The following is a 21,278-nucleotide window of genomic DNA, read 5'->3' as shown; positions in this document are numbered from 1 at the left end:
GTCCGCGTCCGTGCCCGAACATGGAGAGACATAGTGCCTGCATAGGAGTGCGGATGAGTGTCCTGGCCGTGGGGTTGAGCCATCGGAGTTCGCCGGTGGCGCTGCTCGAACGTGTCGCGTTGAACGGCGAGACGCGCACCAGGGCGATCGGGGAGATGGTGGGCTCCGACGCGGTCAACGAGGTCATGGTGGTCTCCACCTGCAACCGCACCGAGGTCTACGCCGACGTCGAGAACCCCCACGGCGGGGTCGCGGCCATCACCGAACTCCTCTCCTGGCACACGGGCGTCACCCTCGGGGAGCTCAACGAGCACCTCTACGCGCACTTCGACGACAACGCCGTCCAGCACCTGTTCTCCGTCACCTGCGGCCTCGACTCCATGGTCGTCGGTGAGGGCCAGATCCTCGGCCAGGTCCGCGACGCCCTCAAGGAGGGCCAGGAGACCGGTTCCGTCGGCCGGGTCCTCAACGACCTCGGCCAGCGCGCCCTGCGCGTGGGCAAGCGCGCCCACACCGAGACCCACCTGGACCACGCGGGCGCCGACATGGTCAGCTTCGGCCTCACCATCGCCACCAGGAACCTCGCGGTCACCCCGGACCCGTCGCTGCCCGCAGCCGAGGTCACCCCGCCCGCGGGCTGCCCCATGTCCGGCCAGGGGCCCCTGCCCGCGGAGCGGACCGAGCCCCGCACCCTCGGCGCGGCCCTCCCCTCCGGCCCGCTCACCGGCTCCCGCGTGCTGGTCCTCGGAGCGGGATCCATGAGCGCCCTGTCCGCCAACACCGTCGCCCGCCAGGGCGCCGGGACGGTCGTCGTCGCCAACCGCACGCCCGAACGCGCGGCGCGGCTGGCCGAGTGCCTCAACGAGGCCTACGACACCGTGCGGGTCGGCTCCGTCCCCTTCCCCGACGCGGCCGCCTCCCTCACCGACGTCGACCTCGTCATCTCCTGCACCGGTGCCCAGGGCCTCGTGCTCACCGCCGACGCCGTGGCCGCCGCCACCGAGGGCCGCACCCGCCCGCTGGTCTTCCTCGACCTGGCCCTGCCCCGCGACATCGACCCCGGCGTGCGCGAGCTCCCCGGGGTCCACCTCGTGGACATCGAGGACCTGCGCCAGGCCGTCGCCGCCGGAACCGACCACGACCCCGGCCGCTCCAACGCGCTCCCGCTCGTGCGCGGGATCGTTGACGAGGAGGTCGACGAGTTCCGCGCGATCCGCCGCGCCAACGAGGTCGCCCCCACCGTCGTCGCCCTGCGCGCCCAGGCCCGCGGTGTGGTGGAGTCCGAGCTGTCCCGCCTCCACGGCCGACTCCCCGACGACCTCGACGAGCGCACCCGCGAGGAGATCGGCCGCGCCATGCGCCGCGTCGCGGACAAACTGCTGCACAGACCGACCGTGCGTGTGAAGGAACTGGCCGCGGCCCCGGACGGCGAGTCCTACGAGGCCGCCCTGCGCCAGCTGTTCGACCTCGACCTCCAGATCCCGAAGACCCCGGACGGGGAGACCTGTCCCGGACGCCGCAGCCCCGCCGTGCGGCCCGCACAGGAGAAGGCATGACCGCAGAAGGCACGACCTCCGTACCCGCCAGGCTCGGCACCCGCCGCAGCACCATGGCCACCACCCAGTCGCAGGGGGTCGCCGACACGATCACCGAGCGGACCGGCCAGGCGATCGAGCTGGAGCTCATCACGAGCTTCGGTGACGTCACCAAGGCCCACCTGACCCAGCTCGGCGGCACCGGCGTGTTCGTCAACGCCCTGCGCGACGAGCTGGTCGCCGGGACCATCGACTTCGCGGTGCACTCCCTGAAGGACCTGCCGACCACGCCCGCCGAGGGGCTGGTCCTGGCGGCCATCCCCGAGCGGGACGACCCGCGCGACGCCCTGTGCGCCCGCGACGGGCTGAAGTTCGCGGACCTCCCCGCCGGGGCCAAGGTCGGCACGGGCTCCCCGCGCCGCGTCGCCCAGTTGTCCGCGCTCCGCCCCGACCTCGTCTACGTCCCCATCCGGGGCAACGCCGAGACCCGCCTGGGCAAGGTGACCTCCGGCGAACTCGACGCCGTGGTCCTGGCCCACGCCGGGCTTGGCCGCGTCGGGCGCCGCGACGACGTCACCGACGTCTTCGAGCCCGAGCAGATGCTGCCCGCTCCCGGACAGGGCGCCCTGGCCGTCGAGTGCCGGACCGAGCGCGCCGGGTCCGACCTCGCCTACCTGGGCGCCGTCGACCACCCGGCCACCCGCGCCGAGGTCGTCGCGGAGCGCACCGTGCTGTCCGAACTGGAGGCCGGGTGCGCAGCCCCGGTCGGCGCCTTCGCGGAGTACTCCGAGGGGTCCCTGCGTCTGCGCGCCGCCGTGGTCGCCACCAACGGCGCCACCGCCGTACGCCGTGAGCGCACCATCGACCTGGCGTCGCCGGACGACCTCGACACCGCCGTCGGGCTCGGCCGCGACCTGGCCCGCCAGATGATCGCCGAGGGCGCCGACCGCATCGTCGCCGAGGCCTTCGCCGAGCGGGACGCCCCCTAGACCGTGTTCCCCGGACCGCGCCCGCCGCGCACTCCGCTCACCGGCCCGGACGGACGGCCCGCCCCGGGCGGGCCTCCGCCGTGCGAGGCGGCGGAGCGGGGCGCGGCAGGGGCACCGCCGCCCGTCGCCCGCGAGAGAGGGTCCGGCCACCACCGCACCACCACCTCCCTGTCACCGCCCCGGGATCCGCACCCCGGGGCGCGGGCGACCCACACACGAGGAGCCAGTACGTGAACGCCAACGCCAGCCCCCAGCCGGAGGAACCGCGTCGCCGCGAGCGCGGGTCCGGTCACGTCGCCCTGGTCGGTGCCGGCCCGGGAGGCGCCGACCTGCTGACGCTGCGCGGCGCCGAGCTGCTGAGCCGGGCGGACGTGGTCATCACCCTCCGGGAACCCGCCGCCGAGGAGCTCTCCGGTTTCCGTGAGGAGCTGTTGGCGCACTGCTCCGAGGACGTCACGGTGGTCCAGGCCGCCGAGTGCGGCGGCGACGTCAACACGCTCGCCGTCACCCACGCCCGCGAGGGCCAGCGGGTCGTGCGCCTGTACTCGGGCGACCCGTTCTTCGGCTGCCGGGGCGCCGCCCTGGTCGCCGCCTGCCGCGAGGCCGGGATCGAGGTCGAGGTCGCCCCCGGGGTCTCCTCGATCACCTCGGTGCCGACCTTCGGCGGCGTCTCCCTGCTCGGGGACGACCAGGTCGAGCTGCGGGTCCTGCACGCCCGCCCGCACGGCGACAGGGAGGTCGACTGGCAGGAGGCCGCCTCCAGCGACGCCCCGCTGGTCATCCTGGGCGCCGACGCCCCGCCGGAGGAGGCGCCCGAGCACCGGGGGCCCGGCTTCGACGTCGTCTGCAAGGCGCTCATCGCCGGTGGCCGCCCCACCACCACCCCGGTCGCGGTCGTGCGCGCCGGGGGCACCACCCGGCAGACCACCGTCACCTCGACGCTGGGCCGCCTGGTTGCCGAGCTCAAGTCCACCGACGCCAAGAACCACCACGTCACCGCGCCCGCGCTGATGATCGTCGGCGCTCCGGTGGCCCGCCAGGCCGAGCAGTCCTGGTACGAGACCCGGCCGCTGTTCGGGTGGCGCGTCCTGGTGCCCCGCACCAAGGAGCAGGCCGTGGCCCTCTCCGACCAGCTGCGCGGCTACGGCGCGGTGCCTGAGGAGGTGCCCACCATCTCCGTGGAGCCCCCGCGCACCCCGCAGCAGATGGAGCGCGCCGTGCGCGGCCTGGTGACCGGCCGCTACCAGTGGGTGGCCTTCACCTCCGTCAACGCGGTCCGCGCCATCCGTGAGCGGCTGGAGTCGTACGGCCTGGACGCCCGCGCCTTCGCCGGGGTCAAGGTCGCCGTCGTGGGAGAGGCCACCGCCCAGGCCGTCCGCGACTTCGGCATCCAGCCCGACCTGGAGCCAGCCGAGGACGCCCAGTCCAGCAAGGGTCTGGTCGAGGTCTGGCCGCCCTACGACGCCGAGATCGACCCCATGGAGCGGGTCCTGCTGCCCCGCGCGGACATCGCCACCGAGACCCTCGCCGCCGGACTCACCGACCTCGGCTGGGAGATCGACGACGTCACCGCCTACCGGACCGTCCGGGCGGCGCCCCCGCCCCAGCCGGTCCGCGAGGCGATCAAGGGCGGCGGCTTCGACGCCGTGCTCTTCACGTCCTCCTCCACGGTTCGCAACCTCGTCGGGATCGCGGGGAAGCCGCACAACACCACCGCGATCGCCGTGATCGGCCCGGAGACCGAGAAGACGGCCATCGAGTTCGGCCTGCGTGTGGACGTGGTCGCGCCGAAAGCCTCGGTTTCCGCCCTCGCGGAGGCGCTTTCGGAGTACGGTGCGGCCAAGCGCCAGGAGGCGATCGACGCGGGCAAGCCGATCCTCAAGCCGAGCCAGAAGCGCCGCGGTCGCCGCCGCAAGCTCTGAGCAGTGACCCCGAACCGTCCCCTCGGTTCCCGACCACCACCCAGCCCATCCGGGAGTACCCATGACCGCCGCCAGCCATGACGCAGAGTTCCCCGTCGCCCGGCCGCGCCGACTGCGCCGAGGCCCGGCGCTGCGTCGCCTGGTCGCGGAGACCCGGGTGCTCCCGGAGAACCTGATCCTGCCGATGTTCGTCAAGGAGGGGCTCACCGAACCGGTGGCGATCTCCTCGATGCCCGGCCAGGTGCAGCACACCCGCGACAGCCTGCGCAAGGCCGCCCGGGAGGCGGTCGAGGCCGGGGTCGGCGGCCTCATGCTGTTCGGCATCCCCGAGCACAAGGACGCCGTGGGGTCGCAGGCGGACGACCCCGACGGGGTGGTCCAGGTGGCACTGCGCGACCTCGCGGCCGAGGTCGGCGACGACATCGTGGTGATGGCCGACCTCTGCCTGTGCGAGTACACCGACCACGGCCACTGCGGCCCGCTGGAGCAGGACGGGCACGTCAACAACGACCTCACCTTGGAGCGGTACGCGTCCATCGCCGCCGCCCAGGCCGAGGCCGGGGCCGCCGTGGTCGCGCCCAGCGGAATGATGGACGGCCAGGTCGGCGCGATCCGCGACGGACTGGACCGGGCCGGTTTCCCGCACGTGCCGATCCTGGCCTACGCGGCCAAGTACGCCTCCGTGTTCTACGGGCCCTTCCGTGAGGCTGCCGAGGGGGCTCCGCAGTTCGGGGACCGCTCCGGCTACCAGCAGGATCCGGCCAACGTCCGCGAGTCCCTGCGCGAGGTGGCCCTGGACGTCGCGGAGGGCGCCGACATGGTCATGGTGAAGCCGGGACTGGCCTACCTGGACGTGGTCGCCAAGGTCGCGGAGTCCTCTCCGGTGCCCGTGTCCGCGTACCAGGTCAGCGGCGAGTACGCGATGATCGAGGCGGCGGCCGAGAAGGGCTGGCTCGACCGTGAGCGGGCGATCCTGGAGACGCTGACCTCCTACCGGCGCGCGGGGGCCGAACAGATCCTCACGTACTGGGCCACCGAGGCGGCCCGCCTGCTGCGCTGACCCGTCGAGGCCCACGCCCCGGTCGCGGCCGCCGGGCGCCGGCCCCCTCCACCGGCCGCGCCCGCACCGATCACGACCGGGGAGCCCCAGATGGCCGACGTGTTGTACCGACGTAAACGACGCCACGCAACGGACAGCATGCTGGATTCGGCGCTGCGCTTCGCCGAACTGGGCTGGCCCGTGGCGCGGGGCACGGCCCCCGGCGAGGACCGCGCGTGTACGTGCGACCGGATGGGCTGTCCGGACCCGGCCGCGCACCCGGTCACCGCCGCCTGGGGCGTGGAGGCCAGTACCGAGACCGCGACCATCCGGCGGTGGTGGACGGCCAGCCCGCAGGCGAACGTCGTGCTCCCGACCGGTCGGGTCTTCGACGTCCTGGACGTCCCCCGCGAGGCCGGAGTCATGGCCCTGGCCCGCATGGGCCGCGCGGGCGTGCCCGCGGGCCCGGTCGCGGCCCAGGACTCGCGCTACATGTTCTTCGTCGCCACCCGTTCCCCGATGGACGAGGACGAGTGGTGGTCGTGCCATCTGGACTGCGTCCCCGAGGCCGTCGAGGCGATGCCGGGCCTGCGCTGGCACTGCCGGGACAGCTTCGTCATGGGCGCCCCGTCCGCCCTGCCCTCGGGCGGGCGCGTGACCTGGATCCGCACCCCCCGCGACGTGGAGGGCGCCGTGGTCCTGCCGGACCCGATCGCGGTCCTGGACATCCTCAGCGACGCCAGCGAGGAGTTCGCCGCCCCGGGCGCCTGACCGCCCTTGGCAGGCGGGCGGCCCCACGCCTCCGGTACGGAGGTGGCCCAACGCCCCAGGCACGGCGGGTGGCCCTATGCCCCCCGGTACGGAGGTGGCCGAGTGACCCTTGGCACGGCGGTGCCTGACCGCCCTTGGCACGGCGGGTGGCCGAGCGCCCCCGCCACGCGGGCGGCTCCGTGCGGTGCCGATCAGGCGCGGCGCTCGCCGACCCACAGGGCCAGCGCCGTGCGGTCGCGCAGGTCCAGTTTGCGCAGGATGCTCGTCACGTGGTTCTTGGCTGTTCCCTCGGTGATGAACAGGGCACGGGCGAGCTCCCGGTTGGTCGCCCCCGTGCCCACCATGCGCGCCACCTCCCACTCGCGCTCGGACAGCGCGGCGGGTCGCACGGGGGAGGGCGCGGGCGCCGGGGGAGCGGTGAGGGCGGCGACCAGGTGGTCGGCGGCCGGACCGCCCAGGACGGTCTCGCCGCGCGCCGCCTGACGGATGGCCAGCACCAGCTCGTCCGGGGGGACGTCCTTGAGCAGGTAGCCCCGGGCGCCCGCGCGCAGACCGCCGAAGACGAGCGCGTCGTCGTCGAACGTGGTGAGGATGACGGCGGGCACCCCCGGGTACTCGGCGCGCATCCTGGTGATGAGCTCGATCCCGTCCATGCGCGGCATGCGGGCGTCCACGAGGGCCACGTCCGGGGGCGGCGCCGAGGCGAGGAACTCCAACGCCTCCAGCCCGTCGGCCGCGTCGCCGACGACCTCGACCCCCTCCTCGATCTCCAGCAGCTTGCGCAGCCCCTGCCGCAGCAGGACCTGGTCGTCCACGATCAGCACCGAGACCGGCCTCATCCGCCGCTCCCGACCACGGCGGGGGCGGCTGTCCGCTCGGCGGGCACGGTCACCAGGAGCCGGAACCCTCCTCCCGGCAGGTTCTCCGTGCTCACGGAGCCGTCCACGGAGGCCACCCGCTCACGCAGGCCGCGCAGCCCGAAGCCGTCGCGGGCGGCGCCCTCCTCGGCGCCGGTCCCGTTGTCGGTCACCGACAGGCGCGCGTCCTCCGCCAGGCCGCCCACCTCCACCTCGATCCGATCGCTGCCCGAGTGGCGCATCGCGTTGGTCAGCCCCTCCTGGAGCGCCCGGTAGCAGACCAGTTCCGCCTCCTGGGACAGCTGGGGCCAGGCCCCGGAGTCGGTGAAGACGATCCGCGCGCCGCCGCCGTCGAAGGACTCGGCCATCGCCCGCATGGCCGCCGTGCCCGCGTGTCCCTCCAGTTGGAGGGGGCGCAGGGCGCGCACCCAGCGGCGGGTGTCGGTGAGGGCGTCCCGGGCGAGCTCCCGGGCCTGCTCCACCTCCTCCCAGGCGTCCTCGGGGCGGGCGGTGCGGAAGCGCAGGGCGTTCGAGAGGGTCATGGCCAGGGCGGTCAGGTAGTGCCCGGTGCTGTCGTGCATCTCCCGCGACATGCGAGCCCGCTCCTCCGCGACCGTCAGCTCGCGCACCCGCTCCGCGTGGCGGCGCAGCTCCGCGTGGGCCTCCTCCAGCTCGGCCAGCAGCTCCCGGGTGCGCTCGGCCCGTTGGGAGGCCACGAGCAGGGCGACGTAGACCAGACCGGAGGCCAGCACCAGGACCAGGGCGCTGCCGGTCGTCACGAGGCCGATCAGCAGCGGGTCGCCGGGGACCACCAGGACGAGCAGGAGGTTCACCGCGCCCAGGAAGGCGGCGTAGCCGCAGGCCCCGGCGATCCCGAACACCGCGATCGCGTTCATGGTGGCCAGGCACACCAGGACCAGCACGGTGTAGTTGTTCGAGGCCAGCGAGAACACGGAGACGACCAGGAACAGGACGGTGGCCGCGCGGTGCACCCAGCCCGCCGAGGGTGACCAGGCCAGGAACGGCCACAACCCGCAGGAGACCGCCAGGCACCCGATGATCACCAGGATCACGACGTCGACCACCGGGTCGCCCGAGGGGAACAGGTCCCGATCGACGAGGAACACGAACCCGTAGGTCAGCCCGGTGGAGATCACGGCGGCCCAGAACAGCAGGTTCAGGACCCGGGGAGGGCGGTCGGCGCGCAGCGCCACCCACGAGGAGAGGTCGGGCAGGGAGTCCTTCTTCCACATTCTTCGAGAATAGCCGCGAGAGGGTTCCCGGAATGGCCCGAAGGGTCACGAATGCGGGCATGTTCCGACCATGACCTCCGGCATGTCCCACCCCCGACCAGGCACATGACCGGAGCGTGCCCCGGGCCCGATGTGTCGGCGGCGCGGAATTCCTAACGTTTCTCCCACCAAGGAATCGAGTACGTCGAAAGGTGGGAGTCACATGGTGGCGAACCCGGGGGAATCCGTCGTCGAAAGGGAAGCCGTGCCCGTTCCGTGGGTGGGGGCGGTGTTCGCCTCGCTCATGGCGCTGGTCGCGGTGGGGGTGACGGCGACACTGTGGTCGGAGCTCCCGGAGGTGGTCCCCAGCGGGAAGGTGGGGCTCGACGGCGAGCCCACGATGACCTCCCGCTGGCTGTTCGCCAGCGCGATGCCCGGGGTGATCCTGCTGCTGGTCGCGGTCCTGACCGTCGGAGCCCGCCTGGGCGCCGGGTTCCAGCGGGCCCTGCGGATGCCGGTGTTCTGGTCCGGGCGTTCGCTGGGCAGACTGCTGAACCTTCACCTGGCCGCGCTGGCGGCGTTCCTGACGGCCGTCCACGTGGTCATGCTGTACTCGGAGGCCGGGCGTGCGCTGCCGGTGTCCAGCGACCGTCTGGTGGGCCTGTTCCTGGCGGCCTTCCTGGTCGCCCTCGGCCTGCTGGCCCTGGTGCTGCGCACCCGCAGGGGTCACGACACCCCCGCCGTCCGCTGGTGGAACCGGGCGCGCTGGTTCGTGGGCGGAGGCGTGACGGCGGTCGGGGTGGTCACGGGAGTCGCCTGCGTGCTCGCCCCGGACCCCCGGTGGGCGGCGCTCACGGGGGTGCTGCTGATGCCCGCGATCCTGCTGGGGTGCGCGGCGCCGTTCGTCGGGAACCAGGCGTGGCGGAAGCCGGCCGCCTAGAGCGCGGTGGTGTTGACCACGATCCCGTCGTGGTCGCTGTAGAGCCACTCTCCCGGTTTGAAGGTGACGTCCCCGAAGGTGACCGGCTCGTCCTCGCGTCCGGCGGCGTCCTTGAGGGACTTGCGGGGGTTGGAGCCGAGGGCCTTCACCCCGAGCTCCAGCCCGCCGAGGGCGACGGTGTCGCGGACGGCGCCGTTGATGACGACCCCGGCCCAGCCGTTGTGTACGGCGGCCTCCGCGATCATGTCGCCCATCAGGGCGGTGCGCAGGGAGCCGTTGCCGTCCACCACCAGGACGGCCCCCGCACCGGGGGAGTGGAGGATTCGCTTGACCAGCCCGTTGTCCTCGTGGCAGCGCACGGTGCGGATCGGACCGGAGAACACCTCGTGCCCCCCGTACTGCCGGAACTGCGTGGAACAGCTGCGCAGGGTGTCGCCGTGGTCGTCGATGAGGTCCGCCGTGGTGAAGCTCGTGGCCATGACAGCTCCGGTCCGTGAGGTGTGAGTGGACGGGCCCCAAGTTACTTGCTGGTAGAGCGCCGGGTCCCGACCGGGGTCTTTGGTGGGTGGACCGTGTCTCTTTCGTCGGTTTCGGGCTTCCACGGTCTCAAGGGGGTTCGACGGATGACAGGATAAGGACCTTCCCGTCATTCGCTCGTGGGAGTCCCGTCACCGGGCCGTCGCCCCGTCTTCCCCCTGCCGTCAGGGCGACTCTCCTCCCCGTACGACCCCTGGAGAGAGATGGTCTCCGACATCTTCGCCGTCAGCGCTTCCTGGTCACGGTCCGTGATCGAGTTCGCCGACGGGCTCGACCCCTGGATGCAGACGGCCGCGGAATGGGGCACCGACCTGTTCCTCGGTGTGTTCGCGATCCTCTTCCTCATGGCCTGGTGGCGCGCGCGGTCCGTCAGCTCGCGCCTGGTCGGCCTGGCCCTCTTCGCGCCGGTCGCCACGGTCATCGCCTACGCGGTCAGCCGGACCATCAAGTCGTTCTTCGAACAGCTGCGCCCCTGCCAGGCCATGACGGACCTGAACACCATCGCCACGTGCGACCCGATCGGTGACTGGTCCTTCCCGAGCAACCACGCCGCCATCGCCGGTGCCGCGGCCGCCGCCGTGATCGTCGCCTGGCGCCGCTTCGCCGTCGTCGCGGCCGTCTTCGCCGTCCTGGAGGCCTTCTCCCGGGTCTTCGTCGGCGCCCACTACCCCCACGACGTGACCGTGGGCCTCCTGGTCGGCGCCCTCGTCGCCACCCTGGTCTCCCTGCTGGCCGCCCGCCCGATGACCGCCGTCGTCGACAAACTGGCCCAGAACGACCACCTGCGCCCCCTGCTGCTCACCGAGGACGCGGCCCACGGCCCCCAGGCCGAGCGGACCCGCGAGAACGCCCACAGCGACGCCTGACCCTTCCTCCCCCTCCACGTGTGCCCCGTCCCCCCGGCGGGGCACACGTGCGTCCGGGGGTGGAATCGGGCCGGACGGCGGGTGAGACCCCTCTCAACGGTGGCCGCCCTCGGCGTGGGGGACCGGCGTCCACCGGCTGGTGCGGGTGCTCCTGCGGGACTGAGGGCGTGCCACGACCGGTACCGGAGGGGGCCGCGAGCGTTGCGGGGCGGGTCACGGTCACGGGGGAGAGCGCAGCTGACACACTGGTGAGGTGGGTACTCAACAGACTTCAGCAGAGCTCTTCCAGCGGGCGGCCGCCGTCGTTCCCGGCGGCGTGAACTCGCCCGTGCGCGCCTTCGGGGCGGTCGGCGGCACCCCGCCGTTCTTCGTCAAGGGCGAAGGCCCCTACCTCACGGACTCCGACGGTCGCCAGTACGTCGACCTCGTCTGCTCGTGGGGGCCGCTCGTCCTCGGGCACGCCGCCCCGAGCGTGGTCGAGGCCCTCCACGGCGCCGTCGCGGCCGGGACCTCCTACGGCGCCCCGACCCCCGGTGAGGTCGAGCTCGCGGAGCTGATCGTCGAGCGCACCCCCGTGGAGAAGGTCCGCCTGGTCAACTCCGGGACCGAGGCCACCATGTCCGCGATCCGCCTCGCGCGCGGGTTCACCGGGCGCAGCAAGATCATCAAGTTCGCGGGCAACTACCACGGCCACGTCGACGCCCTCCTGGCCGCCGCCGGTTCCGGCCTGGCCACGTTCGCCCTGCCGGACTCCCCGGGGGTCACCGGAGCCAGCGCCGCCGACACCCTGGTGCTCCCCTACAACGACGTCGAGGCCGTGGAGCGGGCCTTCGCCGAGCACGGCGACGAGATCGCCTGCGTCATCGCGGAGGCCTGCCCCGCCAACATGGGCGTGGTCCCGCCCAGGGCCGGGTTCAACGCCCGCCTCAAGGAGATCGCGCACGCCCACGGGGCCCTGCTGGTCCTCGACGAGGTCCTCACCGGCTTCCGCGTCAGCGCCTCCGGCTGGTTCGGCCTGGAGGGCGTGACCCCCGACCTCATGACCTTCGGCAAGGTCATGGGCGGCGGCCTGCCCGCCGCGGCCTTCGGCGGACGCGCCGAGATCATGGACCGCCTCGCCCCGAACGGCCCCGTGTACCAGGCGGGGACGCTCTCCGGGAACCCGCTGGCCACGGCGGCGGGCCTGGCCACGCTGCGGGGCGCCACACCCGAGGTCTACGCGCACATCGACCGGGTCTCCGCCCAGGTCGAGAGCGAGATCTCCAAGGCGCTCGCCGCCGAGGGCGTGACCCACCGCATCCAGGGCGGCGGCAACCTGTTCACGGTCTTCTTCACCGACCGCGAGGTCACCGACTTCGACAGCGCCCGCACGACGGACACCAAGGTGTTCGCCGCGTTCTTCCACTCCATGCTCGAACAGGGCGTCTACCTGCCGCCCGCCGCGTTCGAGGCGTGGTTCTTCTCCTCCGCGCACGACGAGGCCGCCGTCGGCAGGGTGATCGACGCCCTGCCCGCGGCCGCCCGGGCCGCGGCACAGGCCCAGTCCCAGGGCTGACCCGACCCGCACCTCGGAAGGATCCTCCACCATGACCACGACCACCGTCGTCCACCTGCTCCGGCACGGTGAGGTGTACAACCCCGAGAAGGTCCTCTACGGCCGACTCCCCGACTACCACCTGAGCGACCAGGGGCAGCGGATGGCGGAGATGGCCGCCGACTGGTTCGAGGGCCACGACATCGCCGCCCTGTACTCGTCGCCGCTGGACCGTACCCAGGAGACCGCCGTCCCGCTCCAGAAGGCGTTCGACCTCCCGGTGACCCTGGACGACCGGCTCATCGAGGCGGCCAACAAGTTCGAGGGGATGGCGCTGTCCTCCAAGTCGGCGCGCGACCCGCAGGTGCTCAGGCGCCTGTACAACCCCTTCCGGCCCTCGTGGGGCGAGCCGTACCAGGACATCGTCAACCGGATGGTCGAGGTCATCAAGGTCGTCCGACGGGCCGCCTGGGGACGTGAGGCCGTGTGCGTCAGCCACCAGCTCCCGATCTGGATGTCCCGCCGGGCCGCCGAGGGCAGGCGCCTGTGGCACCGGCCGGACCTGCGGGAATGTAACCTCGCCAGTGTCACGTCGCTGACCTTCGCGGATCAGCGACTGGCCAGTGTCAGCTACGCCGAACCGGCCGCCGTCCTCTACGGCGAGGGTCCGTCTCTTCCCGGGGCGTGATCCGCCCGGGTTGCCCGTAGCGGTAAGCTGGGCCCACGGGTGCGGTAGACGTGTGTACCAGTGACCGTCGTCCTCCCCGGGGCCCGCCCCGGTCGCACCGGCCACCCGCGCTGCGCGCGCGTGTGCCCGGGCGAGCCCAGCAACCGCATCCGAGCCAGCAGGTGTTCGTCACCAGTGGTTCGGCATGTCCGTACTCACTCGTCAGCGAGAAGGTGATCCCATGGGTTCCGTCATCAAGAAGCGCCGCAAGCGGATGGCGAAGAAGAAGCACCGCAAGCTGCTCAAGCGCACGCGTGTGGCGCGTCGCAACAAGAAGTAGGAGCGTTCGCGACGTAGGTCGTCTCTCCGCGGGCGCGGGCGGGCCGTTGGCACGCCCCGGACGCGGAGACACTTCACTTCCCTTGCCCGGCGTCGGCCGGGGAACGGAATTTTCCGGGTGTACCACTGTTGTGACCCATGGGTCATCCTCACCGGTTTGCCTCCGACGGGGGTGAGCGGTTCGTGGCCCATCCGGACCACCACCGTCTCCTTCCAAGGAACGTGTCTCCATGGCTCGTGTCGTACTCGTCACCGGGGTCTCCAGCCCCCTCGCTGCCGGGGTCGCCCAGACCCTGAGCCAGGGACCCGGTGTGCACCGGGTGATCGGCGCGGACTCCGCTCCTCCGCCGAGCGGCACCACGGGGGTCGAGTACCAGCACGTCGACCTGCACGACGGCAGCCTGGACCGCATCGTCGCCGAGTCCGGCGCCGAACTGGTCCTGCACCTGGGCCTGGACACCGCGAACGACCCCAACCGCGAGGACAACCTCCTGGGGACCATGCGGGTCCTGGGCGCCGCCCAGCGCTCCTCCACCGTCCGGCGGCTGGTGGTGCGCTCCAGCGCCACCCTGGACGCCGACGACGCGGCCGAGGTCGAACGGCACACCCGTGGCCTCCAGCGCCGCCGCCCGGACCTGTCCGTGGCCGTCCTGAGGTTCGCCAACCTCATCGGTCCCTCCGTGGACACCCCACTCACCCGTTACATGGACTCCCGTGTCGTGCCCACCGTCATGGGCCGCGACCCGCGCGTGCAGTTCCTGCACGAGGACGACGGAGCCGAGGCCCTCGTCCGCATGGCGCTGAGCGACGAGACCGGCTTCTTCGACGTCTCCGGGGCCGACACGGTCCCGCTCTCCGACTGCCTGCGCCGCGTCGGCGGCCAGCGCCTCCCGGTCCCCGCACGCGGCCTCAGGGTGCTGCGCGGTGTCGCCAGGCACGGCCGGATCGACTACGCCAGCTCCAGCTCCGCCCGCGCGGTGCGCGGGGGGCTGAACGCCCCGCGCCTGGACCCCGCGCCGCTGTGCCGGGCCCTGGACTGGGTGCCCTCCTACAGCTCCATCGAGGCCTTCGAGTCCTACGCGCACAGCCGGGGCGGTGCGCACCGGGGATCCGGGCTCCGTCCGATCCACGTGCTGGCCCTGGCCCGCGCCACTCTGGGCCGGTAGCCTCCCCCGCGTCACCCCGGGCCGGTGGCGGCCCCGTGGCTCACCGGTCGCGCATCTCGTCGGCCCAGGCCCGCGGCCCGGCCGCGAACCCCGCACGGTCCCGCTCGGGCAGTCGTTCCGTCGCGCGCCGTAGCGGCGCGGCCCGCGCCGCCACCAGGGTCTCCACCGACGTCGCGGTTAGGCTCGGTGGCAGGCACCGTGACGGGGCTCCCCGCCCCGACCGACGGAGGAGAGGCGCCATGCCCAGGAACAGCCCGGAGCCGGACCGGACGGATTTCCTCGAACCCCATCCCTACGGTTACCTGTACGTCGGCGCGCGCGTGGCGCCTCCCGCACACGGCGCCCTCGTCCGGCGCGACAAGGAGCGGGAACGCGCGCTGGCGCGGTTCCGGGTGCTCGCCGACGAGCTGGAGGAGCTGCCCGCGGTGGTCGCGACCACGGTCTACGAGGCCGTGCTCATGCCGCCGCTGGAGGGCGCTCCGGGCCACGACGTCGTCCTGCTCGTCACGGTGGCGTCCCCCGACCGGCTGGCGGACGTGCTGGGCTCCGACGCCTACCGCCAGCTGGACGGCGAGCCGCTGATGACCGCGCGCAACATCCGCCGTATCGGTGTCACCGGCGACGACCCCTCGGCCACGTACCTGCTCAACCACTTCACGGCCCCGGACCCCGAGCGGGCCGTCGCGGTCTGGGAGGACCTGGCCCGCTGGTACGTCGACAAGGCGGGGGTGGACAACTCCACCCTGCTCCAGCCGCTGGACGAGTCGCCCTACGCGCTCGTCAACCACGTACGCCTGCCCGGCGGGCCGGTGCGCTTCCTGCTCACCCAACTCGTCAGGCCGAGCTTCCGCACGAGGGTCCGCGCGGCCCTGCGGGGCGAGGGCATGAGCGCCCTGCCCGTGTTCTACCGACGGCGCTGACGGCGGTGCGCCCGTGAGCGCCCGTGCGCCTCTGTCGCGTGCCAGCGCACTCCCAGGGGTACGGACCCGGCTTCCGGCGTGCTCAGCGCAGACTGAGCGCTCTGCGGTGTCTGACGGCGCGTACGGCCACCGCGCCGGCCACGGCGCCCGCCACGGCGGCGGGAACGGCCACCTTCAGCGCCGCCCGGTGCTTGCGGAAGTCGTGCACCGGCCACTCGTGGGTGCGCGCGTAACGGCGCAGGTCGCCGTCCGGGTTGACCGCGTGGGGGTCGCCGACCAACGACAACAGCGGCAGGTCGTTCGAGGAGTCGCTGTAGGCCGAGCAGGCCGCCAGGTCCCACCCCTCCTTGTCGGCCAGCGCGCGCACCGCCACGGCCTTGGCCGGGCCGTGCATGAGATCGCCGTTCAGCCGGCCCGTGTAGACGCCGTCGACGCACTCGGCCTCGGTGCCCAGCGCCCCGGTCAGTCCCAGACGGCGACGGATGATCTGGGCCAGCTCCACCGGGGTCGCGGTGACCAGCCACACCGGTCGGCCCGCGTCCAGGTGCTCCTGCACGAGCGCGCGCGTGCCCTCCCAGATGCGGTCGGCCATGGTGTCGTCGTAGATCTCCTCGCACAGGGTGACCAGGTCCTCGACCCCGTGACCGGCGACGAAGGCCAGGGCCGCCTCGCGCGCGGCGTTGATGTGTTCCGGCTGCTCGCTGCCGGTCACCCGGAACACCGTCTGCCCCCACGCGAACCGCATGAGGTCCCGGGTGGTGAAGAGGTCCCTGGAGGCCAGGCCGCGGGCGAAGTGGTAGATCGACGCGCCTCGCATGAGCGTGTTGTCCACGTCGAAGAACGCGGCTCCGGGGCCGACCGGTTTCGGGGAAACGGCGTCGTGTGACACGGTTCTCTCCTGGCTGTGGTGGGGGAGGCAGCCCTCCGGATGTCCGGGGTGGCGCTTCCCCGCGTACTGCGAGCTTATGACCACCCACGGGTGCCGAGCCGCGACAGGGCGAGGGCGTCAAACCTGGTGATGAAGGTCACAGTGTAGATCGGGGTTCTGGCCTCCACTCTGCGGGATCTTCCCGGTCACCGTGCCGCCGAAGGTGCACGCGGTGCACATCCACCCTTTGCGGTGCAGCATCATGGTCGGGATGGTCACGGTAGGACTGACATTCATCAGCGCGTTGGTGGGCTGGAGCGCCACCGCCGCGCTGACCGCGTATGCCCAACGCCGTCCCAGTGTCTCCGCGATCGCCTGGCTGGTCGCGTCCCTGGGGGTGACGGTCGGCCTCAGCGCGGCGGTCATCGGGGTGCTCTTCGACTTCGGACAGGTCACCTTCCGTCTGTTCCACATCGGTGTCAGCCTCCTGGCCCCGCTCTACGCGGCCTGGGGCGCCCTGGAGTTCGCGGTCCGTTCACCCAACGGCCGCTTCGCCGCGCGCCTCTTCGTCACCGCCCTGACCATCGTTCCCCTGGTGGTGCTCAGCGTCGACCGCATCAGCGGCCGGTTCGACGCGGCCTTCCCCCCGCTGGGAGAGCACTACGACCTCATCCCTCGCGCGCTCGTCAACGGCGTGCAGGGCTTCGTCGCCGTCCTCCTCGTCCTCGCGGTCGTCGCCGTGGCGCGCCGCGGACTCCGGGGCCCCGGCCGGAGCGACCTGGCCGTGCTGGGTCTGGTCGCGCTCGCCGTGCTCCTCTCCGTCGTGGTCGGACGCATGGGGCTGGGCGTCCTCGGTCCGCTGCTGGTCCTCGGTGCCGTCTCCTCCCTCTGGGGTGCCGGGGCGCTGGCCGCCAAGCCGCGCCGCGACCCCTACGACGACGAGTACGACGACTACTACGACGACGAGTACGACGACGAAGACGAACTCGACGACGAGCCCCAGGAGGAGCCCGTGCGCCGCAAACGCCGCAACGCCGAGAACTACGACGACCTCTACGAGGGCGCGCCCGCCACCCCGCCCAGCAAGCTCCGCGGCGTCATCACGATCTACACGCTCGCCGACGGCCAGGGCGGCGGGTTCGACCAGCTCGCCAACGCCGTCGTGGCCGAGGTCTCCAAACGGGAACCGGACACCCTGCTGTTCGCCTCGCACACCGTTCCCAGCGCACCCCTGCAGCGCATCGTCTACGCGATCTACCGGGACGAACTCGCCCAGTCCGAGCACGAGCAGCAGCCGCACGTCATGGAGTTCACACGGCGCCTCTCCGGGCACGTGGTGGCCACCAACGTGATCGAGCTCTCCCTCTCGGGCGCCGCCGCCACGGACGGCCTCGCAGCGCTGCTGATGCCCCGCTGACCAGGCGTTCCACGCCGTCGTCGATCCCTCCGGCACGATCCGGGGGGACCCCGTGCCGCCCGCGCCGACGCCCCGGACGCAACCAACTCCGGGCGCCCCGCGTCCCACCTCGGGTGAAGTACCCTTCCCTACAGGTTTTTCATGACCGGTGCCCGTCGGGCGCCGATGGCGTGTGACCGAGACCGGCCGGATGACCCAGCCGAGAGCCGCGCCGGAGCCAAAGAAAGTTGCTGGGAGCCCCGATGCGTAAGTTCCTTGTCGTCTTCCTGATCCTGCTCGCCGCGCTCGTCGTGGTGGCGGACGTCGGAGCGCGTTCGTTCGCGCAGAGCACCCTGGCCGGGCGTCTGGCCGACCAGATGGAGATGTCCGAGGACCCGGACGTGTCCATCGAGGGGTGGGCCTTCCTCCCCCAGGTGATCAGCGGCACGTACACCGAGGTCAACATCGAGGCCGACAGCGCCACGATGGGCGGCGTGACGGTGGAGAAGATCGAGGCCACCGCCTCCGACGTCGAGGCGCCCCTGAGCGACCTCATGGACCAGCCCACGGTGACCGCGGGCCAGGTGGACGGTTCCTTCGTGGTGCCCTACGCCTACTTCAACCCGTACCTGCCCGAGGGCATGACCATCACCACCGAGAACGGCGAGCCCCGCATCAACGGCGAGCTGGCCGTGCCCGAGCTGGGCCGGAGCGTCTCCGTCTCCAGCGCCGGGGAGTTCAGCGTCGACGGCGACACCCTGCACGTCACCCCGGTCGACATCGAGGTGGCGGACGTCCCCCTCAACGTGGACGCCATGGTCTCGACCATGCTGACCTTCAGCGCGCAGGTGCCCGAGCTGCCCTTCGGCCTGACCGCCAAGGAGATGGAGGCCACCTCCAACGGCCTCAAGATCACCGGCACCGGCAACGACGTTCCCCTGATGGGCTCCGAGGCCGTCTGATGACCCCGGCGGCGGAGACGCTCGGCCCCGACGATCTCGGTGCCGAGCTGGGCGCGAGGGCCACCCTCGTGCAGTTCTCCAGCGCCTTCTGCCAGCCCTGCCGCGCCACCCGCCGTGTCCTGGAGGACGTGGCGGGCATGGTCGAGGGGGTGGCGCACGTGGAGGTCGACGCCGAGTCCCGGCTGGACCTCGTACGTCGGCTGGAGGTCCACGGGACCCCCACGGTGTTCGTGCTGGACACCGGCGGCCGGGTGGTCCGCCGGGCCGGGGGGCAGCCCCGCAAGGCCGACGTGATCGCCGCCCTGGGCGAGGCCGTGCTCTGACGGGCGTCCCCGCGACGCCGCCACCGCTCCGGGCGTCCCACATCCTGGGACGCCCGTCCTGTGATCCAGGACACCCGTGACAAGGTCGCGGTGCGGCCTGTAGCGTCTAGGACGTGACTTCCTTGACGAGCGCGTATCTGACGAAGCGACGAGCGGTGGACTTCTGCCGCGTCGCTGCCGCGCTCTGTCCGTGTCCCTAGGGCGGACGGGCCCTCCGAGCCCCCGCTCGCTCCGTGCGACCGGCCCCTTCCGCGTACGCGCTGGGAACGACGGCGTTCACCCGTCGTTCGCCCCGGACCCCGACCACACCCGACGGTTCCCTCCCCTCCGTCGCCACCGTCGGTGACCCCGGGAACATCCTCCGTCGTACCCGGAACGGCTCGCCACCGCCGCGACCGCCCTTTCCCACGCGTAGTGCCTCTCCCGCGCCCTTCCGCGCCACCGGTGGATGTTTCGGTGGCCGTCGGGGGCGGGGAGGCCGCCCCGAAACCCCTGTTCCGGGCACCGCGCCCCCGGAACGCGACGCACCGACCGCACACGCGACACCGCACAGAAAGCACAGGAGGTTCCTCATGAGCCGCTCCGACGTCCTCGTGGACGCCGCTTGGGTGGAGGCTCACCTGGACGACGCCAACGTCGTCCTGGTCGAGGTGGACGAGGACACGTCCGCCTACGACAAGGGCCACATCCCCGGCGCTGTCAAGATCGACTGGAAGACGGACCTCCAGGACCCGGTCCGCCGCGACTTCGTGGACCGCACCGGCTTCGAGAAGCTGCTGTCCGCCAAGGGCATCGGCAACGACGACCAGGTCATCCTGTACGGCGGCAACAACAACTGGTTCGCCGCCTACGCGTACTGGTACTTCAAGCTCTACGGCCACGACAACGTCCGCCTGCTCGACGGCGGCCGCAAGAAGTGGGAGCTCGACTCCCGCGAGCTCGTGGAGGAGGTCCCGGAGCGGGCCGCCACCGAGTACAAGGCCCAGGAGCAGGACTCCTCGATCCGCGCCTTCCGCGACGAGGTCGTCGAGGCCATCGGTACCAAGGACCTGGTCGACGTCCGCTCGCCCGACGAGTTCACCGGCAAGCTGCTGGCCCCCGCGCACCTGCCGCAGGAGACCTCGCAGCGCCCGGGGCACATCCCGACCGCGCGCAACATCCCGTGGGCCAAGACCGCCAACGAGGACGGCACCTTCAAGACCGCCGACGAGCTGCGCGAGCTGTACACCGAGGCCGGGGTGGACCTCGACAAGGACATCATCGCGTACTGCAGGATCGGCGAGCGCTCCTCGCACACCTGGTTCGCCCTGCACGAGATCGTCGGACTGGAGAACGTCAAGAACTACGACGGCTCCTGGACCGAGTACGGCTCCCTGGTGGGCGTCCCGGTCGAGCTCGGAGAGGCTGAGGCCAAGTGAGCGACAGCTGCGGAGCACCCGAGGGCGGCGTGGCCCTGGCCGACGTCGACGCGGGCAACCAGGCGGTCATCCAGGGCACGGTCACCCGTGAGGGTCAGCCCCTGCGTGGCGCCTACGCCCGTCTGCTGAACTCCTCCGACGACTTCGTCGGGGAGGTGGCCACCGGTGACGAGGGCACCTTCCGCTTCTTCGCCGCCGACGGCGAGTGGAAGCTGCGGGTCCTGGCCTCCCAGGGCTTCACCGGCGAGTACACGGTGACGGCCGAGGTCGGCAAGGTCATCGACGTCCAGGTCGAGGCCTGACAGCAGGACCACCGCGCGCGGCGCCGGTGCCGGACGACTCACCTCGTCCGGCACCGGCGCCGCGCCGTCGCGCCCGCCTCAGCGCTCCCGGGCCCCGGTGTGCTCCGGGGGCTCCTCGGAGTCCGCGTGCGGCTCCGCCAGCTCCCGGTTGGCCGCCAGGGCCCGTCGCGCCCGGTCGAGCGCGATGCGCCGGACCAGGGGACCGTTGACCGCGAGCGCGCACAGGGCCAGCCCCCACCAGGCGAGGGGGCCGAATCCGTAGGCGGAATGGAACTGGGCGAACGCGAAGAGTCCGGCCCCCATCGCGAACAGGCTCGTGCCCGGGACCTGCCACGGGTTCTCCAGCGAACGCACACGGTGTTCGGCCACTCTCACGGTGAGACGGGCCAGCTCGGGGTCGGGGGCAGCCGTCCCGTCGCGAAGGAAGGGGCGGACCCGGCGCCGCTCCGCCGACCCGGGCGCCAGGCGGGCCCGAGCGCGTTCGCTCCAGCCGAACCGTCCCCGTCGGCGGTTCCAGAGCAGGGCCAGGATCAGTGAGACCGCTCCGGCGCTCTGGAACACCAGCGCGATCACCTGCACCACGAGTGCCTGGCCGACCATGGGGACTCCTCGTCGACCGCCACGCCCGGAAGCACCTGGGCGGGGCGCGCGTGACGGGGGTGGGGGAGGGCGGCCCAGGCGGCCCCTCCCGGAAC

Annotated in this window: 24 protein-coding genes; 18 read left to right on the top strand and 6 right to left on the bottom strand. The window is 72.5% G+C overall.

Going from position 1 to position 21,278, the window contains the following annotated elements; all coding sequences use genetic code 11:
• The first annotated feature begins 53 nt into the window (after positions 1 to 53).
• From ACFW3L_RS08895 to ACFW3L_RS08875, 5 genes are all read left to right on the top strand, one after another.
• A complete protein-coding gene (locus ACFW3L_RS08895; RefSeq protein WP_378738005.1) occupies positions 54 to 1,556 on the top strand; it encodes a glutamyl-tRNA reductase in 1,503 nt (500 codons plus the stop codon).
• A complete protein-coding gene (gene hemC / locus ACFW3L_RS08890) occupies positions 1,553 to 2,524 on the top strand; it encodes a hydroxymethylbilane synthase (protein ID WP_378738003.1) in 972 nt (323 codons plus the stop codon). Before ACFW3L_RS08895 ends, hemC begins: the two co-directional genes overlap by 4 nt.
• Positions 2,525 to 2,754: 230 nt before the next feature.
• Entirely contained in the window at positions 2,755 to 4,446 is a 1,692-nt protein-coding gene (locus tag ACFW3L_RS08885; RefSeq protein ID WP_378738001.1) for a uroporphyrinogen-III synthase, read from the top strand.
• A 61-nt stretch (positions 4,447 to 4,507) separates the two neighbouring features.
• Positions 4,508 to 5,506 (top strand): porphobilinogen synthase, encoded by a 999-nt coding sequence (gene hemB / locus ACFW3L_RS08880; RefSeq protein WP_378737999.1) that lies wholly within the window; start codon positions 4,508 to 4,510, stop codon positions 5,504 to 5,506.
• Positions 5,507 to 5,596: 90 nt separating this feature from the next.
• Positions 5,597 to 6,256: a bifunctional DNA primase/polymerase gene (locus ACFW3L_RS08875; protein ID WP_378737997.1), complete on the top strand. Its 660-nt coding sequence runs from the start codon at positions 5,597 to 5,599 to the stop codon at positions 6,254 to 6,256.
• Between the two features lie 191 nt (positions 6,257 to 6,447).
• Here ACFW3L_RS08875 and ACFW3L_RS08870 read toward each other — a convergent pair whose 3' ends face one another.
• Positions 6,448 to 7,095 carry a response regulator gene (locus ACFW3L_RS08870; RefSeq protein WP_378737995.1) on the bottom strand — a complete coding sequence of 216 codons (648 nt, stop codon included), beginning with the start codon at positions 7,093 to 7,095 and terminating at the stop codon, positions 6,448 to 6,450.
• Positions 7,092 to 8,366 carry a sensor histidine kinase gene (locus ACFW3L_RS08865; RefSeq protein WP_378737993.1) on the bottom strand — a complete coding sequence of 425 codons (1,275 nt, stop codon included), beginning with the start codon at positions 8,364 to 8,366 and terminating at the stop codon, positions 7,092 to 7,094. The genes ACFW3L_RS08870 and ACFW3L_RS08865 overlap by 4 nt, the downstream gene beginning before the upstream one ends.
• Positions 8,367 to 8,568: 202 nt before the next feature.
• Between ACFW3L_RS08865 and ACFW3L_RS08860 the strand changes: the two genes are divergently transcribed.
• Positions 8,569 to 9,285 carry a hypothetical protein gene (locus ACFW3L_RS08860; RefSeq protein WP_378737991.1) on the top strand — a complete coding sequence of 239 codons (717 nt, stop codon included), beginning with the start codon at positions 8,569 to 8,571 and terminating at the stop codon, positions 9,283 to 9,285.
• Here the strand turns inward: ACFW3L_RS08860 and rraA are convergent.
• Positions 9,282 to 9,764 carry a ribonuclease E activity regulator RraA gene (gene rraA / locus ACFW3L_RS08855; protein ID WP_378737989.1) on the bottom strand — a complete coding sequence of 161 codons (483 nt, stop codon included), beginning with the start codon at positions 9,762 to 9,764 and terminating at the stop codon, positions 9,282 to 9,284. The two genes, ACFW3L_RS08860 and rraA, sit on opposite strands and share 4 nt — an antisense overlap.
• A 261-nt stretch (positions 9,765 to 10,025) precedes the next feature.
• Between rraA and ACFW3L_RS08850 the strand changes: the two genes are divergently transcribed.
• The 5 genes from ACFW3L_RS08850 to ACFW3L_RS08830 all read left to right on the top strand — a co-directional run bounded on the left by ACFW3L_RS08850 (position 10,026) and on the right by ACFW3L_RS08830 (position 14,394).
• Positions 10,026 to 10,688 (top strand): phosphatase PAP2 family protein, encoded by a 663-nt coding sequence (locus ACFW3L_RS08850; protein WP_378737987.1) that lies wholly within the window; start codon positions 10,026 to 10,028, stop codon positions 10,686 to 10,688.
• A gap of 253 nt (positions 10,689 to 10,941) precedes the next feature.
• On the top strand, positions 10,942 to 12,243 hold the full coding sequence (hemL, locus tag ACFW3L_RS08845) for a glutamate-1-semialdehyde 2,1-aminomutase (RefSeq protein ID WP_378737985.1): 1,302 nt from the start codon (positions 10,942 to 10,944) through the stop codon (positions 12,241 to 12,243).
• A gap of 31 nt (positions 12,244 to 12,274) precedes the next feature.
• Entirely contained in the window at positions 12,275 to 12,910 is a 636-nt protein-coding gene (locus ACFW3L_RS08840; RefSeq protein ID WP_378737983.1) for a histidine phosphatase family protein, read from the top strand.
• A gap of 220 nt (positions 12,911 to 13,130) precedes the next feature.
• On the top strand, positions 13,131 to 13,229 hold the full coding sequence (locus tag ACFW3L_RS08835) for a 30S ribosomal protein bS22 (protein ID WP_013155353.1): 99 nt from the start codon (positions 13,131 to 13,133) through the stop codon (positions 13,227 to 13,229).
• A gap of 229 nt (positions 13,230 to 13,458) precedes the next feature.
• Positions 13,459 to 14,394 carry an NAD-dependent epimerase/dehydratase family protein gene (locus ACFW3L_RS08830; protein WP_378737981.1) on the top strand — a complete coding sequence of 312 codons (936 nt, stop codon included), beginning with the start codon at positions 13,459 to 13,461 and terminating at the stop codon, positions 14,392 to 14,394.
• Between the two features lie 40 nt (positions 14,395 to 14,434).
• Here ACFW3L_RS08830 and ACFW3L_RS08825 read toward each other — a convergent pair whose 3' ends face one another.
• A complete protein-coding gene (locus tag ACFW3L_RS08825; RefSeq protein ID WP_378737979.1) occupies positions 14,435 to 14,560 on the bottom strand; it encodes a hypothetical protein in 126 nt (41 codons plus the stop codon).
• A 73-nt stretch (positions 14,561 to 14,633) separates the two neighbouring features.
• Here ACFW3L_RS08825 and ACFW3L_RS08820 point away from each other — a divergent pair, with 73 nt between their 5' ends.
• Positions 14,634 to 15,314 carry a hypothetical protein gene (locus ACFW3L_RS08820; protein WP_378737977.1) on the top strand — a complete coding sequence of 227 codons (681 nt, stop codon included), beginning with the start codon at positions 14,634 to 14,636 and terminating at the stop codon, positions 15,312 to 15,314.
• Positions 15,315 to 15,396: 82 nt separating this feature from the next.
• Here ACFW3L_RS08820 and ACFW3L_RS08815 read toward each other — a convergent pair whose 3' ends face one another.
• Positions 15,397 to 16,203, bottom strand: coding sequence for an HAD family hydrolase (locus ACFW3L_RS08815; protein ID WP_378737975.1), 807 nt, complete (start codon positions 16,201 to 16,203; stop codon positions 15,397 to 15,399).
• A 241-nt stretch (positions 16,204 to 16,444) separates the two neighbouring features.
• Here ACFW3L_RS08815 and ACFW3L_RS08810 point away from each other — a divergent pair, with 241 nt between their 5' ends.
• From ACFW3L_RS08810 to ACFW3L_RS08785, 6 genes are all read left to right on the top strand, one after another.
• Complete coding sequence (locus tag ACFW3L_RS08810; protein WP_378738321.1) at positions 16,445 to 17,599, top strand: putative quinol monooxygenase; 1,155 nt, start codon at positions 16,445 to 16,447, stop codon at positions 17,597 to 17,599.
• Between the two features lie 242 nt (positions 17,600 to 17,841).
• Positions 17,842 to 18,540: a DUF2993 domain-containing protein gene (locus ACFW3L_RS08805; RefSeq protein ID WP_378737973.1), complete on the top strand. Its 699-nt coding sequence runs from the start codon at positions 17,842 to 17,844 to the stop codon at positions 18,538 to 18,540.
• Positions 18,540 to 18,863 (top strand): TlpA family protein disulfide reductase, encoded by a 324-nt coding sequence (locus tag ACFW3L_RS08800; RefSeq protein ID WP_378737971.1) that lies wholly within the window; start codon positions 18,540 to 18,542, stop codon positions 18,861 to 18,863. The genes ACFW3L_RS08805 and ACFW3L_RS08800 overlap by 1 nt, the downstream gene beginning before the upstream one ends.
• Before the next feature lie 113 nt (positions 18,864 to 18,976).
• Positions 18,977 to 19,063, top strand: coding sequence for a putative leader peptide (locus tag ACFW3L_RS08795; RefSeq protein WP_355267795.1), 87 nt, complete (start codon positions 18,977 to 18,979; stop codon positions 19,061 to 19,063).
• A gap of 372 nt (positions 19,064 to 19,435) precedes the next feature.
• On the top strand, positions 19,436 to 20,281 hold the full coding sequence (locus ACFW3L_RS08790) for a sulfurtransferase (protein WP_378737969.1): 846 nt from the start codon (positions 19,436 to 19,438) through the stop codon (positions 20,279 to 20,281).
• Positions 20,278 to 20,583 (top strand): DUF1416 domain-containing protein, encoded by a 306-nt coding sequence (locus tag ACFW3L_RS08785; protein ID WP_378737967.1) that lies wholly within the window; start codon positions 20,278 to 20,280, stop codon positions 20,581 to 20,583. The genes ACFW3L_RS08790 and ACFW3L_RS08785 overlap by 4 nt, the downstream gene beginning before the upstream one ends.
• Positions 20,584 to 20,661: 78 nt before the next feature.
• On the opposite strand, the gene ACFW3L_RS08780 is transcribed toward ACFW3L_RS08785, so the two are convergent.
• Positions 20,662 to 21,183, bottom strand: a complete 522-nt coding sequence (locus tag ACFW3L_RS08780) for a hypothetical protein (protein WP_378737965.1) — start codon at positions 21,181 to 21,183, stop codon at positions 20,662 to 20,664.
• Positions 21,184 to 21,278: the final 95 nt, after the last annotated feature.

This window comes from Nocardiopsis sp. NPDC058789 (assembly GCF_042745575.1).
Taxonomy (GTDB): Bacteria; Actinomycetota; Actinomycetes; order Streptosporangiales; family Streptosporangiaceae; genus Nocardiopsis; species Nocardiopsis eucommiae.
The sequence above is the reverse complement of the archived record's forward strand: the minus strand, read 5'-3'. Positions and strand labels throughout refer to the sequence as shown.

What these genes read in the sequence shown, in the direction of transcription:
- ACFW3L_RS08820 (WP_378737977.1), top strand. Translation starts at nt 14,634, where the DNA reads ATGCCCAGGAACAGCCCGGAGCCGGACCGGACGGATTTCCTCGAACCC.
- ACFW3L_RS08835 (WP_013155353.1), top strand. Translation starts at nt 13,131, where the DNA reads ATGGGTTCCGTCATCAAGAAGCGCCGCAAGCGGATGGCGAAGAAGAAG.
- ACFW3L_RS08865 (WP_378737993.1), bottom strand. Translation starts at nt 8,366, where the DNA reads ATGTGGAAGAAGGACTCCCTGCCCGACCTCTCCTCGTGGGTGGCGCTG.
- ACFW3L_RS08870 (WP_378737995.1), bottom strand. Translation starts at nt 7,095, where the DNA reads ATGAGGCCGGTCTCGGTGCTGATCGTGGACGACCAGGTCCTGCTGCGG.
- ACFW3L_RS08780 (WP_378737965.1), bottom strand. Translation starts at nt 21,183, where the DNA reads ATGGTCGGCCAGGCACTCGTGGTGCAGGTGATCGCGCTGGTGTTCCAG.
- ACFW3L_RS08830 (WP_378737981.1), top strand. Translation starts at nt 13,459, where the DNA reads ATGGCTCGTGTCGTACTCGTCACCGGGGTCTCCAGCCCCCTCGCTGCC.
- rraA (WP_378737989.1), bottom strand. Translation starts at nt 9,764, where the DNA reads ATGGCCACGAGCTTCACCACGGCGGACCTCATCGACGACCACGGCGAC.
- ACFW3L_RS08800 (WP_378737971.1), top strand. Translation starts at nt 18,540, where the DNA reads ATGACCCCGGCGGCGGAGACGCTCGGCCCCGACGATCTCGGTGCCGAG.
- ACFW3L_RS08810 (WP_378738321.1), top strand. Translation starts at nt 16,445, where the DNA reads ATGGTCGGGATGGTCACGGTAGGACTGACATTCATCAGCGCGTTGGTG.
- ACFW3L_RS08805 (WP_378737973.1), top strand. Translation starts at nt 17,842, where the DNA reads ATGCGTAAGTTCCTTGTCGTCTTCCTGATCCTGCTCGCCGCGCTCGTC.
- ACFW3L_RS08790 (WP_378737969.1), top strand. Translation starts at nt 19,436, where the DNA reads ATGAGCCGCTCCGACGTCCTCGTGGACGCCGCTTGGGTGGAGGCTCAC.
- ACFW3L_RS08860 (WP_378737991.1), top strand. Translation starts at nt 8,569, where the DNA reads ATGGTGGCGAACCCGGGGGAATCCGTCGTCGAAAGGGAAGCCGTGCCC.
- hemC (WP_378738003.1), top strand. Translation starts at nt 1,553, where the DNA reads ATGACCGCAGAAGGCACGACCTCCGTACCCGCCAGGCTCGGCACCCGC.
- ACFW3L_RS08850 (WP_378737987.1), top strand. Translation starts at nt 10,026, where the DNA reads ATGGTCTCCGACATCTTCGCCGTCAGCGCTTCCTGGTCACGGTCCGTG.
- ACFW3L_RS08875 (WP_378737997.1), top strand. Translation starts at nt 5,597, where the DNA reads ATGGCCGACGTGTTGTACCGACGTAAACGACGCCACGCAACGGACAGC.
- ACFW3L_RS08895 (WP_378738005.1), top strand. Translation starts at nt 54, where the DNA reads ATGAGTGTCCTGGCCGTGGGGTTGAGCCATCGGAGTTCGCCGGTGGCG.
- ACFW3L_RS08840 (WP_378737983.1), top strand. Translation starts at nt 12,275, where the DNA reads ATGACCACGACCACCGTCGTCCACCTGCTCCGGCACGGTGAGGTGTAC.
- hemB (WP_378737999.1), top strand. Translation starts at nt 4,508, where the DNA reads ATGACCGCCGCCAGCCATGACGCAGAGTTCCCCGTCGCCCGGCCGCGC.